Origin of the sequence: Lactobacillus sp. YT155 (assembly GCF_030504545.1) — a bacterium.
Lineage (GTDB): Bacteria > Bacillota > Bacilli > Lactobacillales > Lactobacillaceae > BQUT01.
Genome location: NZ_JAUKWP010000002.1, coordinates 82,831 through 100,050 on the forward strand (window position 1 = coordinate 82,831; position 17,220 = coordinate 100,050).

At 36.3% G+C, this 17,220-nt stretch carries 17 protein-coding genes; 2 read left to right on the forward strand and 15 right to left on the reverse strand.

Annotation, left to right across the window (positions count from 1 at the left end; all coding sequences use genetic code 11):
• Positions 1–7: 7 nt before the first annotated feature.
• The gene (pta, locus tag Q2T76_RS03270; RefSeq protein ID WP_302084088.1) at positions 8–979 is read right to left on the reverse strand and encodes a phosphate acetyltransferase; all 972 of its coding nucleotides are present in this window, start codon (positions 977–979) and stop codon (positions 8–10) included.
• Between the two features lie 13 nt (positions 980–992).
• A complete protein-coding gene (locus Q2T76_RS03275; RefSeq protein ID WP_302084089.1) occupies positions 993–1,670 on the reverse strand; it encodes a uracil-DNA glycosylase in 678 nt (225 codons plus the stop codon).
• A 75-nt stretch (positions 1,671–1,745) separates the two neighbouring features.
• On the opposite strand from Q2T76_RS03275, the gene Q2T76_RS03280 reads away from it, so the two are divergent.
• Both Q2T76_RS03280 and Q2T76_RS03285 read left to right on the forward strand, forming a co-directional pair.
• Positions 1,746–2,615, forward strand: coding sequence for a Cof-type HAD-IIB family hydrolase (locus Q2T76_RS03280; RefSeq protein WP_302084090.1), 870 nt, complete (start codon positions 1,746–1,748; stop codon positions 2,613–2,615).
• Positions 2,616–2,630: 15 nt separating this feature from the next.
• Positions 2,631–3,155, forward strand: coding sequence for a hypothetical protein (locus Q2T76_RS03285; RefSeq protein WP_302084091.1), 525 nt, complete (start codon positions 2,631–2,633; stop codon positions 3,153–3,155).
• 21 nt (positions 3,156–3,176) lie between these two features.
• Here the strand turns inward: Q2T76_RS03285 and adhP are convergent, their stop codons facing one another.
• From adhP to gap, 13 genes are all read right to left on the reverse strand, one after another.
• Positions 3,177–4,190 (reverse strand): alcohol dehydrogenase AdhP, encoded by a 1,014-nt coding sequence (gene adhP / locus Q2T76_RS03290; protein ID WP_302084092.1) that lies wholly within the window; start codon positions 4,188–4,190, stop codon positions 3,177–3,179.
• Positions 4,191–4,355: 165 nt separating this feature from the next.
• Positions 4,356–5,696, reverse strand: a complete 1,341-nt coding sequence (gene glnA / locus Q2T76_RS03295; RefSeq protein WP_302084093.1) for a type I glutamate--ammonia ligase — start codon at positions 5,694–5,696, stop codon at positions 4,356–4,358.
• 144 nt (positions 5,697–5,840) lie between these two features.
• On the reverse strand, positions 5,841–7,100 hold the full coding sequence (locus Q2T76_RS03300) for a methionine gamma-lyase family protein (protein ID WP_302084094.1): 1,260 nt from the start codon (positions 7,098–7,100) through the stop codon (positions 5,841–5,843).
• Positions 7,101–7,112: 12 nt separating this feature from the next.
• Positions 7,113–7,691 carry a GNAT family N-acetyltransferase gene (locus Q2T76_RS03305; RefSeq protein ID WP_302084095.1) on the reverse strand — a complete coding sequence of 193 codons (579 nt, stop codon included), beginning with the start codon at positions 7,689–7,691 and terminating at the stop codon, positions 7,113–7,115.
• 36 nt (positions 7,692–7,727) lie between these two features.
• Positions 7,728–8,240, reverse strand: a complete 513-nt coding sequence (locus Q2T76_RS03310) for a TetR/AcrR family transcriptional regulator (protein WP_302084096.1) — start codon at positions 8,238–8,240, stop codon at positions 7,728–7,730.
• A 70-nt stretch (positions 8,241–8,310) separates the two neighbouring features.
• Positions 8,311–8,784, reverse strand: coding sequence for an SsrA-binding protein SmpB (smpB, locus tag Q2T76_RS03315; protein ID WP_302084097.1), 474 nt, complete (start codon positions 8,782–8,784; stop codon positions 8,311–8,313).
• A gap of 15 nt (positions 8,785–8,799) precedes the next feature.
• A complete protein-coding gene (rnr, locus tag Q2T76_RS03320; RefSeq protein WP_302084098.1) occupies positions 8,800–11,073 on the reverse strand; it encodes a ribonuclease R in 2,274 nt (757 codons plus the stop codon).
• Between the two features lie 10 nt (positions 11,074–11,083).
• Positions 11,084–11,842, reverse strand: a complete 759-nt coding sequence (locus Q2T76_RS03325) for a carboxylesterase (protein WP_302084099.1) — start codon at positions 11,840–11,842, stop codon at positions 11,084–11,086.
• A 60-nt stretch (positions 11,843–11,902) separates the two neighbouring features.
• Complete coding sequence (gene secG / locus Q2T76_RS03330) at positions 11,903–12,139, reverse strand: preprotein translocase subunit SecG (RefSeq protein ID WP_302084100.1); 237 nt, start codon at positions 12,137–12,139, stop codon at positions 11,903–11,905.
• A gap of 629 nt (positions 12,140–12,768) precedes the next feature.
• Entirely contained in the window at positions 12,769–14,064 is a 1,296-nt protein-coding gene (gene eno, locus Q2T76_RS03335) for a phosphopyruvate hydratase (RefSeq protein ID WP_302084101.1), read from the reverse strand.
• A gap of 26 nt (positions 14,065–14,090) precedes the next feature.
• A complete protein-coding gene (gene tpiA / locus Q2T76_RS03340) occupies positions 14,091–14,846 on the reverse strand; it encodes a triose-phosphate isomerase (RefSeq protein ID WP_302084102.1) in 756 nt (251 codons plus the stop codon).
• Positions 14,847–14,860: 14 nt separating this feature from the next.
• Complete coding sequence (pgk, locus tag Q2T76_RS03345) at positions 14,861–16,072, reverse strand: phosphoglycerate kinase (RefSeq protein ID WP_302084103.1); 1,212 nt, start codon at positions 16,070–16,072, stop codon at positions 14,861–14,863.
• Between the two features lie 109 nt (positions 16,073–16,181).
• Positions 16,182–17,198: a type I glyceraldehyde-3-phosphate dehydrogenase gene (gene gap / locus Q2T76_RS03350; protein WP_302084104.1), complete on the reverse strand. Its 1,017-nt coding sequence runs from the start codon at positions 17,196–17,198 to the stop codon at positions 16,182–16,184.
• Positions 17,199–17,220 lie beyond the last annotated feature (22 nt).

Consider the following 17,220-nt stretch of genomic DNA (forward strand, 5'->3'; position numbering starts at 1 on the left):
TTGTATTTTAAATCAAGGCTTGAGCTGCTGTCAAAATTGACACTTTATAGACATCTTCAGCATTAGCCCCTCTTGATAAGTCAGAAACTGGTTTATTCATTCCTTGAAGCACAGGACCAATTCCTTCAAAATCACCCATTCTTTGAGCAATCTTGTAACCAATGTTTCCAGCCTCTAATTCAGGGAAAACAAAAATTTTGGCATTTCCGGCAACTTTTGAATCTGGAGCTTTTGACTTAGCAACACTTGGTACAAAGGCAGCATCAAATTGTAATTCTCCATCAATATCTAAATCAGGTGCCATTTCTTTAGCAAGACGAGTTGCTTCAGCAACTTTGTCAACTTCCGGTGATTTAGCTGAGCCTTTAGTTGAAAAACTTAACATTGCCACTTTAGGCTCAATATCGAATAGTTTTGCGGTGTTAGCAGCTTCAACCGCAATTTCTGCCAATTCTTGTGCATTAGGATTGATGTTAATAGCACAATCAGCAAATAAGTAACGTTCCTCACCTTTTTGCATAATGAATGCACCAGCTGTTCTAGAAACACCTGGTTTAGTTTTGATGATTTGTAAAGCAGGTCTAACAGTATCGCCAGTTGGATGAGCAGCACCAGAAACAAGTCCGTCAGCCAAATCCATATAAACCATCATTGTTCCGAAGTAGTTTGCATTAACTAACATTTCGCGGGCTTGTTCTTCGGTATTCTTGCCTTTACGTCTTTCGACAAAAGCAGCAACCATCTTATCAAAATCTGGATAGTTGTTAGGATCAATGATTTCTACACCATCTAAATCAAACATCAACTCACGAGCTGCTTGATGAATCTTATCGGGATTACCTAACAAGATAGGTGTAACAATATTTTCTTGATGTAAACGAGTTGTGGCTTCAATAATTCTTGGATCATCACCCTCTGGTAAAACAATCTTAAAGTTTTTACCGGTAATTTTTGTTTTTAAAGTATCGAATAAATCCATTTGTTGCCTCCGACTATACATTTTTTGGTAATTGCCAATTAATTGGCTCACGATTATATTCTACCAGTATTTCGTTAATTTTGGAAAACGGTTTCGAACCAAAGAAACCATGATATGCAGAGAAGGGACTCGGATGAACTGAACTAATAATTTTGTTCTTGCTCTGGTCGATTAATTCAACCTTGGCCTTCGCAGAATTCCCCCATAGTACGAAAATAACATTGCCACGATCTGACAAACTCTTAATCGCCGCATCGGTCAAATTCTCCCAGCCTTTATTTTGATGAGAGTTAGGTTGATGATCTCTGACTGTCAAAACTGTATTCAACAGCAATACGCCTTGCTCAGCCCAAGGAACCAAGTAGCCATGATTAACTGGTTCAATTCTTAAATCATCTTGTAATTCCTTATAAATATTTTTTAATGATGGTGGCACCTTACAGCCTGGTGCCACAGCAAAACTCAATCCGATAGCTTGATTTTCTCCATGATATGGATCTTGTCCCAAAATAACTACCTTAGTGTCCTTGAACGGAGTTAGTTGAAAAGCATTATAAATATTATTCATGTCAGGATGAATAATTTTGGTCTGATATTCTTCTTTTAAAAATTCACGTAGTTTTTGGTAATATTCTTTCTTAAACTCAGGTTCTAGAATCTCTTGCCAGTCATTTTTAATGAATTTATGCAACTTCTTTACCACCTATTCTTCATAACTATGATAGAATTCTTCATATATAGAATAACGCATTTGGAGGAATTTTTTTTGATTAAATTAATTGCATCAGATATGGACGGAACTTTACTAAACGATCAAATGGAGGTCTCACAAGAAAACGTTCAAGCAATCAAAAAAGCTCAAGAAGCTGGCATTGAATTTCTAATTGCCACTGGTCGAGGACTTGTAGAAGCTAAGCCTTTCCTTGATAAAGGCAATATCAAAACTGGTTTTATCACTCTTAACGGAGCAGAAGTTTACAATACTGATTTAGAAGTTGTCGATACATACAATATCGACATCGAACTTGTTAAAGATATTTCTGGAATTTTTGACGATCAAAACATTTATTATGAACTTGTTACTAATAAGGGAATCTATTCCAATAACTATCAAAAACGCCTTAATGGTGTTAGTGAATTGATGAAAATTTTGAACCCTGATCTATCAGCTGAAGAAGCTCTTAAAACTTCAGAAGAAAAACTCAAAATCATGACCACTAAGTATATTGATTCATACGATCAAATACTTAATGATGATTCATATACAGTTCTAAAAATGATTGCTTTTGATGACAAAGGTCGTGAATATTTAACTGATGTAATCGGTAAGTACAGCAACGCCGACAGTCCAGTCGTTATTACTTCATCTTCAGTTAATAATATTGAAATCAATGATCGTAAAGCTCAAAAAGGAATTGCCTTATTGAATTACGCAAAAGAACAAGGTTATGACAAGAACGAAGTCATGTCGATTGGCGATAACCTTAATGACTACTCAATGATTGAAATGGCTGGTGTTGGTGTAGCAATGGCTAACGCTATTCCAGAAATCAAAGCTATCGCTAACGAACAAACTGGCACCAATCTTGAAAACGGAGTTGCAAGTATCATTTATCGTGCAATTGATGGACTTTAATAAAGAAGGTTAAGTATGGAATATTATTTGGAGTTCAGTAGTGCAACTGCGAAGGTTGTTTATGATAACAAATATCAAGCAAAATATATCATCCATAAGAATAAAAATGCGCTCATATTAACCGATTTAGAAAAAAACGTACTGGGAACAATCAAAGGGCTAGATTCAGTTTTAGACACTTATGAATTTCAAATTCCAGGCAGCTATTCCGGTCATTTCGTAGTGCTTTCTTATTTTGCTAGCAACTTCATTTATATTCCTAAACTTCAAATGCTAATCGGTGGTAATACTAAGAAGTTCACTTTCTCAATTCGAAAAGGAACGAAAAAAATTGCCACAACATCTCCTATCTATCTAAAAAATGGCCCTCATATTTCCGTTAAAATTAAAGACAATAACAGTGTCCACCTAGTTATTTTGTTAATTGAACTATTTAATCAAATTGGCTACATTAACGACCATGATAGTAAAAGAGTCAGAAATAAAAAAGGTAAATCAAAAATTGCCTTCAATAATTTTTCCAACAAAAAAAGCGAATAATAATTCGCTTTTTTATTTTGATTATAATGCTAAGTCAATTACCATACGACCAGTGATTTTACCATCTTGCATTTCTTGGAAGATGTCATTGATGTCTTCAATTGGACGAGTTTGAACAATTGGATCAACAGCTTTTTCTGCTGCAAATTCAAACGCTTCTCTTAAGTCTTCTCTGGTACCAACAAGTGAACCTTCCACCGTAATTCCATCTAGAACTAATCTTGGAATTGATAGGTCCATTGTTTCAACAGGTAATCCAACTGCGACAACTTTTCCGGCTGCTTTTACAATATCAACAGCTTGATTAAAGGCTACTTTGGAAACAGCGGTGATCACGGTTGCTTGAACTCCTTCACCAGTTACTTCCTTAACTTTCTTAACTGCATCTTCGTTCTTAGAATTAATTACTACATCTGCTCCTAAATCCTTAGCTACTTTCAATTTCTCATCATTGATATCAATCGCGATAACTTTTGCATTGAAAACATTCTTAGCATATTGTAGTGCCAAGTTACCTAATCCACCTAACCCAAAGATGGCGATCCACTGACCCGGTTTAATATCTGAAACTTTGATGGCTTTGTAAGTTGTGACACCAGCACAAGTAATGCTACTTGCCTTAACTGGATCCAAATTCTCTGGTACTTTAACCGCATAATCTGCTGATACGATACACTCTTCGGCCATTGCTCCATCGACAGTATATCCAGCATTTTCAACTGAACGACAAAATGTTTCTTGTCCATTAACACAATATTCACAGTGTCCACAGCCTTTAAAGAACCAGGCAACACTAACTCTATCGCCAACTTTTAATGAAGTTACATCGTCACCAATTTCGACAACACGACCAATTCCCTCATGTCCTAAAACACGACCTGGAACTTCACCAAAGTCACCATTTTTTACGTGTAAGTCAGTATGACAGACACCACAATATTCCATTTTAACCTTGGCTTCTGTTGACTTAATAGCACGCAAATCCTTATCAACAATATCAACTGTATGATCTTTTGTTACAACTGCTGCTTTCATTCACTCCACCTCGACTTTTTTTAATTTTACAACCAAATCATAGCACTACAAAATCCTGATAACAACAGTTTGTAAAACGCTTTCATTATTATTAGAATAAAAATATTTTCTTATCAACTTGACATAATAAAAAATCCTTGAGAATATTCTCAAGGATTTTTTTGATTAATATAATTCAAGATATTCATCACGTTCCCAATCAGAAACTTGCTGACGATAACGATCCCATTCCATATCTTTTGACTTTTTAAAACTACTGTATAGCTGTTGACCCAAATTATTCTTCAATAATTCATCCTGATCTAATTCTTTAAGTGCATTATGCAATGTGGATGGCAAATTGTGAATGTGATTGGCAACTCTTTGTTCATCTTTCATTCCAAAAATATTCTCATTAACTGCTTCTTCGGGTTTGATATTATTTTTAATTCCGTCTAAGCCAGCTGTAAGAATTGATGAAATTGCCAAGTATGGATTAGCAGAAGGATCAACACTTCTCAGCTCCAATCGAGTTCCTAACCCTCTTGCTTGAGGAACTCTAACTAAAGGTGTCCTATTCTTACCGGACCAAGCCACATAAACAGGAGCTTCATAACCGGGCACCAATCGTTTATACGAATTAACGGTTGGATTATTAATTGCGGTTAAAGCTTTAGCATGTTCTAAAACTCCACCCAAGAAGTTTAGAGCTGTCTTGTTAAGTTTTTCCTCTTGTTGTTCTTCGAAAAAGGCATTGCCGTTTTTATCAAACAAACTCATATTGATATGCATTCCACTACCATTAATTCCGGTAATTGGTTTTGGCATGAATGTAGCAAACAATCCATGTTTTCTAGCAATTGTTTTTACTACTAATTTAAAAGTTTGAATTTGATCAGCTGCCTTTAGAGCATCAGCATATTTAAAATCAATTTCATGTTGACCAGTAGCCACCTCATGATGTGAAGCTTCAATTTCAAAGCCCATTTTTTCTAGTTCCAAAACAATATCACGACGACAATTTTCACCTAAATCTAACGGTGCAAAATCAAAATAAGTTCCTTGATCGTTCAAGGTCATCGTTGGGTGTCCATCTTCATCTAATTGGAACAAGAAGAATTCTGGTTCTGGACCTATGTTGAAACTCTCAAAGCCCATTGATTTCATTTGTTCTACTGTATCAATCAGACAATTTCTAGGGTCACCTGAAAAAGGTGTGCCGTCGAAGTTATGAATAGAACAAATCAAACGGGCAATTTTGCCATGATCATTTCCCCATGGAAAGATTAACCAAGTATCAAAATCTGGATACAAAAACATGTCACTCTCTTCAATTCTAGCGAAACCTTCAATTGATGAACCATCAAATGAAATCTTATTATCTAGCGCTTTATCAAGTTGACTAATTGGAACCTCAACATTTTTAATAATGCCATTAATATCGGCGAACATTAGGCGAAGAAACTGAACGTTTTCCTCTTTTACAATTCTCTTTATTTCTTCAGCAGTAATTTTTGCTTTCGACATGTTTTTCTCTTCCTTTCATCCCTTTTAGACTATACCAATATATTTCAAAGCTTGTATTCAAAGGCTTTGAAATAATTATTAAAACAATACCAATTTTATTAAAATGTGTCAATAATATAAAAAAAAACCTTAGAAAAAGGTTTTTTAGTCCGCAAAAAATGTGCTTTGAGCAGCACCCATAATTGCTAGTTTAATATGTGCGTATGTAAGACCACCCTGAATATATGCTGCAAACGGCGGACGAATCGGACCATCAGCAGAAAATTCAATTGTTGAGCCTTGTACAAAAGTTCCACTCGCCATAATTACTTCATCTTCATAACCAGCCATAACTTCTGGAATTGGCGTTACAAAAGAATCCACCGGTGAATTGTGTTGAATCGACTCAATGAACTTAATCATTGCTTCTTTTTCACCAAAATTAACGGTTTGCACAATATCTGTACGGTCATCGTTCCATTTTGGCATGACTTCACAACCAAGTTCTTCTAACAAGGCAGCCTCAAAAACAGCTCCTTTAATAGCTTCACCCGTTACTTGAGGAGCCATGAAGAACCCTTGGAACATTTGTGACAATAATGAACCAGTTGCACCTTCATCGCCACCTAAGCCAGGAACAGTAAAGCGATAGCTGACCATTTCAACTAAATCTTTTTTACCCACGATATAACCACCAGTAGGCACAATACCACCACCAGCGTTCTTATAAAGTGACCCTGCAATCAGATCAGCTCCTACATTGAGAGGTTCTCTTGTTTCAGAAAATTCCCCATAGGCATTATCAACGAAAATCCATGCCTCAGGAAAGACACTTCGAACCGCTGTAATCATTTCTTCTATTTTGGCAATTGTAAATGATTCACGAGTAGCATAACCACGAGATCTTTGAATCGCAATTACTTTTGGTTTTCTAGTAGCAACCTCTTGCTTGATTGTTTCTAAGTCTGCTTCACCAGACTCAAGTAAGTCAAGATAACCCACTTTAATGCCGTATTCGACTGGGCTACCTATCTTGTTACCAGCCATTCCCAAAACTTCTTGTAGCGTATCATATGGCTCTCCAGTGATATAGAGAATCTCATCTCCCGGGCGCACTAACCCTAATAACGCTACTCCAATGGCATGTGTTCCCGAAATTAATTGAGGACGCACTAAAGCATCTTCACCACCAAACGCTTGAGCATAAACTTGTTCTAAGACATCACGACCCTCATCGCTATGTCCATAACCATTTGAACCATTCAAATGACTTTCTGAAACATGATTTTCTTGAAAAGCTCGAAGCACTTTATCTTGATTTTCTAAAATCTGTTCATCAAGTTCTGCTAATTTAGGTTGAATTTTTTTATCCACTTGATCAACAATTGTCATCAATTTAGAATCGAAATTATCGCGATAACCCATCTTATTTAACCTCTAATTAATATTGTCTAAATCAAGTTGCATGTGATTATATAAATGACTACCAATATATAATTCACCGACTTTTTTATAACCCATTTTGTCGTAAAGCTTCTGTGCAGATTCATTATTAACATCAACATTTAGACTTAGGATCTTTTCACCTTTTGCTCTCACAAAGTCAGGTAAAAATTCTAACATGTGTTTCCCATATCCTTTGCCATGCATTAATGGATGGACTGCAAGTGAATCAATATACCATTCACCAGGCCAAGATTCTGTATCTGCCATATGATCAAATTGACTAATATCGATACCTTCTTCGTCTATCAATTTGAACAGAGGTGCATCAATATTTTCTTCAATCTCAGCAGGATATCCCGCCATCATAGAAACAATTTTCCCATCTACTTCTTCTACCAAAATGTTTTGATAACTGTAACGATAGTCAGGAAGCACAAAGGCTTTCTCTACTAACTCCACAAACTTATCTTCACTAATCACTTGGAAAATTGGTATTTCCATATCATCAAGAATTTGTTTCAATATCGGTACTACTTCAGCTGCATCTTCTGGTCTAGCTTGTCTTATCATTTATTTCGTCCTTTTTTTAAATTCCCCAATAAATGTCTAACTCTTTAAGTAAGAAACATAGTTATTAACTTGCTTTTTGAAATCTTCGTTACTAAAATTCAATTCATTTCGAACTAACAATTCAACATGAAAAACAACATACCTGGTCAACAATTTCATCTCAGTTTCAAACTCTTCAAATTCCTCTCTTTCAAAAGTCTGACAATGATTGATTAAGTAGTCGTAGAGTCTTTCGTATAAGAACTTTCTGCGTTTGCTTTCCTTAGTTTGATAAAAAATATTCGTGTATATTTTTCGATTCATTTCAAACTTAAGTAGTAAACATTCGATTGAATCCATAAAATGTTCATGTTCGAATGCTTCATTGAAAAGTTCTCTATTTACTAAATGAATATAAATATCATCAATTGATGAAAATTGAAAATACATCGTACTGCGTGCCATATTGGCTAACTTCGACACCCGTTTAACAGTCAGTTTTCCCAGTTGTTCATTTCTAAGCTCTTGTAAAATAACATCAAGAATATATTTTTTTGTTTGGGCAGTCATGTACATTCTCTCCTAATATAATATTCCCTCAGAATAAATTACGTCAGAAAAGTTGTTTTTTACAAAAAACTTAGCGCATATTTAATTTTATCGTTCGTTTAACTTCTCGGTCCTGTTCACGACATTTAATTGTTTCTCGTTTGTCGTATTGTTTCTTACCACGACCAATGCCGATTAACACTTTCGCAAACCCATTTTTGAAGTACATCTTCAATGGAACAATTGTGATTCCTTTTTCTTGAACCACACCGGCCAATTTATGAATTTGTTTTTTGTGCAATAGCAATTTACGATTTCTCAATGGATCATGGTTAAATCTATTTCCTTGTTCATATTCATTAATGTGAACATTCATCAACCACGCTTCATCATTTCTAATCTGAACATATCCATCTTTTAAATTAACACGTCGATTACGGACCGATTTTATCTCCGTACCAGTTAATGAAATTCCTGCCTCAAAAGTCTCTTCAATCAGATAGTCATGACGAGCTTTTTTGTTTGTAGCAATTTCATTATCACTTTTTTTTGGATGCTTTTTCATTTTTTACATCCCCTTTTAATGTTTATTGAAAGGTTTCTTGTCGCCACGATATTTCTTATTCTTATTGCCACCATGACGGCGAGCAGCATTTTTCTTCTTTAGTTCATAGACTTTTTTCTGTTCTTCTTTTGATAGAACAACTTCAAAGTCAATCTTTCTTTGTTCTACATCAGCTCGAATTAATTTCACTTTGATTGGTTGACCAATCTTGTACACCTTATGATTTCTCTTTCCAATCAATGCCAGTTGTTTCTCGTCATATTCGTAGAAATCATCTTGCATGTTAGAAATATGAACCAAACCTTCAACAGTGTTTTCTAATGTGACAAAGATTCCAAAGCTTGTTACTGATCCGACAACACCTTCAAAAATATCGCCAACATTTTCTTCCATGTATTCAGTTTTCTTCAAGTCATTAACAGCACGTTCAGCATCAATGGAATGACGTTCACGTCCAGAAGAATGTTGACCAATTTCTGGTAATTCTTCCGCCCACTTCTCTTTCAGAGAGTCGCTAGTATCTTGATCATATTGATGAATCATTCGATGAACAACCAAATCAGGATAACGCCTGATTGGTGAAGTGAAGTGAGTATAGAATTCAGCAGCTAATCCGAAATGTCCTAATGGATCAGGTGAATATCTAGCTTGTTGCATAGTTCTAAGTAACATTGTTGTCGTAACTAATTCTTCAGGTGTTCCTTGAGTCTTAGCAATCACACCTTGTAACATCTTAGGTGTAACATCTTTGATTGAACCTTGAACCGTTACTCCAAAGGTACTTGCCACTTCAAAGAAACTCTTAACTCGTTCTTCATCAGGCTTTTCATGGACACGATATAAGAATGGTAAGTGCTTCTTCTTATAATGTTCAGCTACCGTTTCATTTGCAGCTAACATGAAAGACTCAATCATCTTCTCAGAAGTTCCTCTTTCACGAAGTTGGATATCTACAGCCTTACCATTTTCATCAACAATGATTTTTGCTTCTGGCTCCTCAAAGTCAATAGCCCCACGTTCATGACGTTGTTCATAAAGAATTTCATGCAATTCTGCCATATCTTTTAACATAGGTACTAGAGCTTGATTCTCTTGAATTAAGTCTTGGTCACCGGCTAAAATTTTATTAACGTTGTTATAGGTTAGTCGTGCATGGGACTGAATTATACTTGGATAAATTCGATGATTAACCACATGTCCACTGGCATCAATTTCCATATCACAAGTTAAAGTTAATCGATCAACACCTGGATTTAAGGAACAAATTCCATTTGACAAGCGGAAAGGAATCATTGGGATAACTCGGTCAGTCAAATAAGTACTAGTTCCACGATTATAAGCTTCATGATCTAATGGTGAACCTTCAACTACATAGTGACTAACATCGGCAATTGAAACGCCGAGATGGAAGTTCCCATTGTCTAATTTCCAAAGAGTAACCGCATCATCAAAGTCTTTTGAATCATCACCGTCAATTGTAATCATTACTTGATCGGTAATGTCTTCACGGCCAACTCTTTCCTCAGCTGTTACTTCATCAGGAATTTCTTGTGACTGTTCAATTGCTTCTTCTGGGAAATCAACATGAATGTCGTTGTCATAAACGATAGTTAAAATATCGACTCCAGGGTCATTCTTATTCCCAAGAACTTTCTTAGCAATACCGTCCATACTTTGTGGAAAATCACTATTAGGATATCTGGTGATTTCAACTTTTACCATGTCACCAGTTTGTGGTTTAAGACCGGTATTAGAGATATAGATTCGATAGTCAGCAAAGCGTTTTTCATGGCTTTGAACATAACCAATTTTTCCAGTCTTTTCAGCCTGAATATCACTATATGGTTGAAACTCTCCTACTAAATCAGTTAGTTGATGATTAATAATCTCAACAATTTCACCCTCTGGACCTTTATTAGCCCATGGATTAGCAGGTTTAGTGATTTTCACTTTGACTTCATCGCTATTAATCGCGTGCATTACGTTAGGTTTCGCCACGAAAATGTCAGGATCAGTTTCATCATAACGAACGAATCCAAATCCTTTTTCATTGGCTCTAAATTCACCTTCAACGATTTGATCTACTGGTGCCAACTTGAAGCGACCACTAGAATTTACGTTGATTTTTCCTTCACCTTCAAGAATTGCCAAACTCTTGACAATTCGCTTAAAAGCCTGAGAACCATGCATTCTCAAGATATCGTTTATTTGTTGTGGTTCATATTTTTTTTCGGGATTACTTCGAAAAATTTCGAGCGTTTCCGAAATTAATTTATCGTCTACGGACATTTCTTACCTCTTAATTGTTATTCATTTGTTGATTTAAAAATTGAATGACATCTTCTTCTAATTGATGATGTGCCGAATTAACAGTTAAAACATGTCCTGCATTTTCATACCAGTGAAAACTTGTCTCAACATGATTATTAGTTAAAGTCTGATTCAATTCTTTGGCTCCATTAGGATTAACAAGTTCATCAGCGGAACCTTGACCAATGAAAAATGGTTTTTTAAGTTGTTGAAGTTCATTTATTACTTCTTCTGTAGCCTGTTCAATTTCATCTAATGCTACCGCAGATTCAGTTCTCATTGATTCAAGAAAATCCGAACTTGCCTCACCATCATAGTGTTCTTTGACTTTTTGAGAGTACGTCACAAATCCTTTGTGAACGTTAGTATAGTCATCATTAAACATTGGTGATCCAAACACACCACCACAAATTAATTCATCGTTGAAGTTTTCCAAAGCTTTGGTTGCAAAGATTGAACCTAATGATAAACCGAAGATGGCAATCTTCTTTTTGCCTTGTTGCTGCATAAACTGGATAGCTTCAATCGTTTGTTGCCACCAAACATCTGGATGGCCCTCGTCGATAATGTTCTGTGGATTTGACGTTCCGTGCCCCGCAAACATCGGAGCATAAACTGAGTAATCAAAATCTTCTAAGCGGCGAGCTAATAATCGCATGTCGTTAGGAGTTCCTGTGTATGAATGCAATAAGATTACTGAATTTTCACCATGATCAAAATAAAATGTCTTTGGTTTAATTGACTTCATTATTCTTCCTCAGTATAAAAAAACTCCTGTGCTAAAAAACAGAACAGGAGAATTTAATCATTAATGTGATGATAAATAAACAAGTACCAATGCACATACAAAGAAAATAATTCCTAAAACAACGGTAACTTTTTCCATGAATGCTTCAAAACCACGCTTCTTTTGTTGGCTGAATAAGTCTCCACCACCACCTGATAAAGCGTTAAGTGCGTCTTGTTGTTTAGATGGTTGCATCATAACTGCAATGATTATTAAAATAGCATCGATTATTAAAATAGTTTGTATGATGTTATACAATTTTATTTCCTCCAGCGTTGGAGAGATATCTCCCAAAATCACATAAACAACTTTACCATAAATTAAGGATAATTGCCATTTTTTCTGACAAGTAAGCTTCAGTTCAAAACAATTTTTTGTGTTATAATTAATTCAGCAATCAAAAAGACACGGTGATAGCACACCGCGTCCTTGGTAATAGAATTGCGTTTATTGGTTGGACTACTTCTTAAAGTAGTCTTTTTTTATTCGATCAATTAAATCCAACAAGTCATTTGCGATATGTTTGATAACATAATCAATCATAATGAGTATTAATAAATCACCCATCAGCTATTCCCTTAAACGTTTTTTGCATTCGACCATCTCCATTTCGTTTTTAAGACGAGGGACGGTGGAACGCAAAACTATTACCAAAAAGAAATTACGCAAAAATTTTGGATTGCAAACCTGTTTGCAAAATATTCCGTCTAAATTTTTGAAACGCGCTCCAAGAAACAAAAGTCTCCGCCTAAGCAAAAAACGAGCCAACTTCTTGAAACGCGCTCCTGTTTGCAAAATATTCCGTCTAAATAAAATAAGACTAGAGTCATTAGACTCTAGTCTTATTTTTCTTAGTACTCATATTCTAAACGCAAACAGTCGCGCTCTTATTTTTTAATGTTATAGAAACTCTTAATACCTTTGTATTGTGCTTGTGCACCTAATTGATCTTCGATTCTCATCAATTGGTTGTATTTAGCCAAACGGTCAGTTCTACTCATTGAACCTGTCTTGATTTGACCAGCATTTGTAGCAACAACAAGGTCAGCAATTGTTGTATCTTCTGTTTCACCTGAACGGTGAGAAACAACGGCTGTGTATCCTGCTTCTTTAGCCATTTCGATAGCATCTAATGATTCTGTCAATGTACCGATTTGGTTAACTTTAACAAGGATTGAGTTTGCAGCACCCATGTCGATACCTTTTTGTAGGTAATCTGTGTTTGTAACGAAGAAGTCATCACCAACAAGTTGAACTTTTTCACCAAGTTCTTTAGTGATTTCTGCCCAGTCTTCCCAGTTGTTTTCGTCGATAGGATCTTCAACAGAAACGATTGGGTATTTAGCAACTAAACCTTCGATGTATTTGATGAAACTTGCTGTATCGTATTCTTCACCAGTTGACCAACGTAATGTGTAAGTCTTCTTTTCGTTGTCCCATAATTCTGAAGAAGCAACGTCGATAGCGATAGCAATATCGTCACCTGGTTTGTAACCAGCTTTTTCGATAGCTTTCATCAAATATTGTAATGGTTCTTCGTTGTTAGCGAAGTCAGGAGCAAATCCACCTTCGTCACCAACTGATGTAACTTTTCCGTCAGCTGATAGTAAACTCTTAAGAGCTTGGAAAGTTTCTGAACCCATACGGATTGCTTCACGAACTGATGTTGCACCAACAGGCATAATCATGAATTCTTGGAAGTCAACTTTGTTATCTGAGTGAGCACCACCGTTGATAACGTTCATCATAGGTGTTGGAAGTACGTGAGCGTTTGGTCCACCAAGGTATTCGTACAATGGTAATCCTAATTCGTCAGCAGCAGCACGTGCAGCAGCTAAAGAAATTCCAAGGATAGCGTTAGCACCCATCTTACCTTTGTTTTCTGTTCCATCAAGTTCGATCATTGTTTGGTCGATTTCTCTTTGGTCAGTTACTTCTAAACCAATAACGGCATTTTTTAATTCGTTGTTTACATGTTCAACAGCCTTAAGAACACCTTTACCACCAAAACGTGATTTGTCGCCGTCACGCATTTCAACAGCTTCGTGTTCACCAGTTGAAGCACCTGAAGGAACGATTGCACGTCCAAAGGCACCTAATTCTGTATAAACTTCAACTTCAACAGTTGGGTTACCACGTGAGTCTAAAACTTCACGTCCTAAAACATCAATAATTACAGACATTGTAAAATCTCCTTTATTTAGCCAAATTATTTATTAAAATTTACTAGTTGCAAGAATGATTCAGGATCCATACTTGCACCACCAACTAAACCACCATCAATGTCTTCTTTTGACATTAATTCTTGGACGTTAGCTGGTTTTACTGAACCACCGTATTGAATACGAACGTTGTCAGCTGTGTCGCCATCGTATAAGTCTTTAACAGCCATACGAATTTCATGACACATTTCTTGAGCTTGATCAGCAGTGGCAGTTTTACCAGTACCGATAGCCCAGATTGGTTCATAAGCAATAACAGATTTTGAAACTTGTTCAGCAGTTAGTCCATCAAGAGCTGCTTTGATTTGATCAACAACCCATTGAACTTCCTTACCAGCTTCACGTGTTTCCAATGATTCACCACAGCAAATGATTGGTAGCATGTTGTTTCTAAAAATAGCTTTTGCTTTTTTGTTGATATCTTCATCAGTTTCGTGGAAATAGTCACGACGTTCTGAATGTCCAATAACAACATAGTCTAAGCCCATTTCAGAAAGAGCTTTTGGTGATGTTTCACCAGTGAAGGCACCTTCGTCCTCAAAATAACAATTTTCAGCAGCTGTTTTTAATGGTTCGTCTTTTGAGAACCAAACAAGTGCATTCAAATCAATAGCAGGAGCAGCGATAACTGATTCTACTTTTGATGAGTCTGGAAGTTTACCCGCAATACTGTCCAAGAAATCTTGTGTTTCTTGTGGGTTCTTATTCATCTTCCAGTTACCCGCAATAATAGGTGTACGCATATCTTTTCTCCTTTTTATTTATCAGAAATTGAATCAATACCAGGTAATACTTTACCTTCAAGATATTCTAGTGATGCTCCACCACCGGTAGAAATATGTGTGATTTGGTCTGCAACGCCAAGATCTTGAGCAGCTGCGGCTGAATCACCACCACCAATAATAGTTGTAGCACCTTGTAATTTACCAAGAGTCTTACCAATTTCAAGAGTTCCTTTAGCAAAGTTACTCATTTCAAAGGCACCCATAGGTCCATTCCAAACTACTGTTTTTGCATCATTTAGTTTACTTACAAATAATTCAATTGATTTAGGACCAATATCTAGACCCATGTAGTCATCAGGAATATCAATTCCTGAAACTTCGAAGTCAGCATCATTTGAGAATTCTTTAGCAATCACGTGATCAACTGGTAGGACAATTTTGTCACCAGCTTTTTGTAGAAGTTCTTTAGCTAAATCAAGCTTGTCTTCTTCAAATAGTGATTTACCAATCTTGTGACCTTGAGCAGCAAGGAATGTGTATGCCATTCCCCCACCGATAATAATATGGTCTGATTTTGGAATTAAGTTTTCGATAACACCAATCTTGTCAGAAACTTTTGCTCCACCAAGAATTGTTACGAATGGATGTACAGGATTGTCAACTGCATCACCCAAGAACTTAATTTCTTTTTCCATTAAGTATCCAGCAGCAACTGGCTTGTTAGCAGCTTTCATTGCTGTTGAGATACCAACGTTTGAAGCATGAGCACGGTGAGCTGTACCGAAAGCATCGTTTACGAATACGTCACCTAATGATGCCCAGTATTCACCAAGCTTAGGATCGTTCTTGCTTTCACGTTTACCGAAATCATTATCGATATCTTGGAAACGAGTGTTTTCCATCAATAAGATGTCGCCATCTTTCATTGCATCGATAGCTGATTCTAATTCTTTTCCTTCATTTTCAGGAACAAAGACAACTTCTTTGCCCATCAATTCAGAAAGTTTCTTAGCAACTGGTGCAAGTGTTAATTCTTTCTTGTCATCATCACTCTTAATACGGCCTAAGTGAGATAGTAAGATAACTTTTCCACCATTTTCTGATACGTATTTAATAGTTGGAATAGCAGCAACGATACGGTTATCGTTACCAATCACGCCGCCTTTAATAGGAACATTAAAGTCAACACGCATAAGTACTTTTTTGTCTTTTACGTCTACATCTGAAACGATTAATTTTGCCATTTTTGCCTCCGAGTAAAATCAAAAAAGGCAGAAGGAGAAATCTCCCTCCGCCTTCTTAGTTTAAAACGTATATGCTTAAATTCTTAAACAATCATTTAGTAATCAGAGATTACATCATGCTTGCAAATTTTTGCAATGTACGGATCATTTGAGCTGTGAAACCTGATTCGTTGTCGTACCAAGCAACAGTCTTAACGATTTGTGCGTCACCAGCTGTAACAACTTGTGTTTGAGTTGGGTCGAAAACTGAACCGAATTCTGTACCAATGATATCTGATGAAACGATTTCGTCAGCGTTGTAACCAAATGAAGCATTGTTTTCTGTATATTTCTTAACAGCAGCATTTACTTCATCAGCAGTAACTTTTTTGTTAAGGATTGTGTCTAATTCTGTAAGTGAACCTGTGATAACTGGAACACGTTGTGCATGTCCGTCAAGTTTTCCTTCAAGAGAAGGGATAACTTTACTGATAGCTTTAGCAGCACCAGTTGAATGAGGAATTGTGTTTGAAGCAGCAGCACGTGCAGCGCGTTTGTTTCCACCACGATCTGGACCATCTTGTAGTTTTTGTGTAGCTGTGTAAGCATGAACTGTTGTCATTGTACCAACTTGGATACCGAATTCATTTTCCATAGCTTGTGCTAATGGTGCAAGACAGTTTGTTGTACATGAACCAGCTGAGATGATTTGGTCATCAGCTGTGATGATGTCATCATTAACACCATAAACAACTGTTTTCATGTCGCCAGCAGGAGCTGAGACAAGAACTTTTTTAGCACCAGCTTTGATATGTGCTTGTGCTTTTTCTGGTGATGTGTAGAAACCAGTACTTTCAAGAACTAATTGAACACCATCATTATTAACCCAAGGAATAACGCTTGCGTCTGCCTCAGCATATACAGGAATTGTTTTTCCATCAATAACTAAAGCGTTGTCTGTAGCTGAAACTTCATGATTGAATTGACCATGAGCTGTATCATATTTTAGTAAATGAGCCAACATATCTGGTGATGTTAAGTCATTGATAGCAACAACTTCCAAATCACCACTTGCAACATCATATATACGACGTAGAGCCAAACGACCAATACGTCCAAAACCATTAATACCTACTTTTGTAGTCATAGAAACTTCCTCCTTAAGGAAA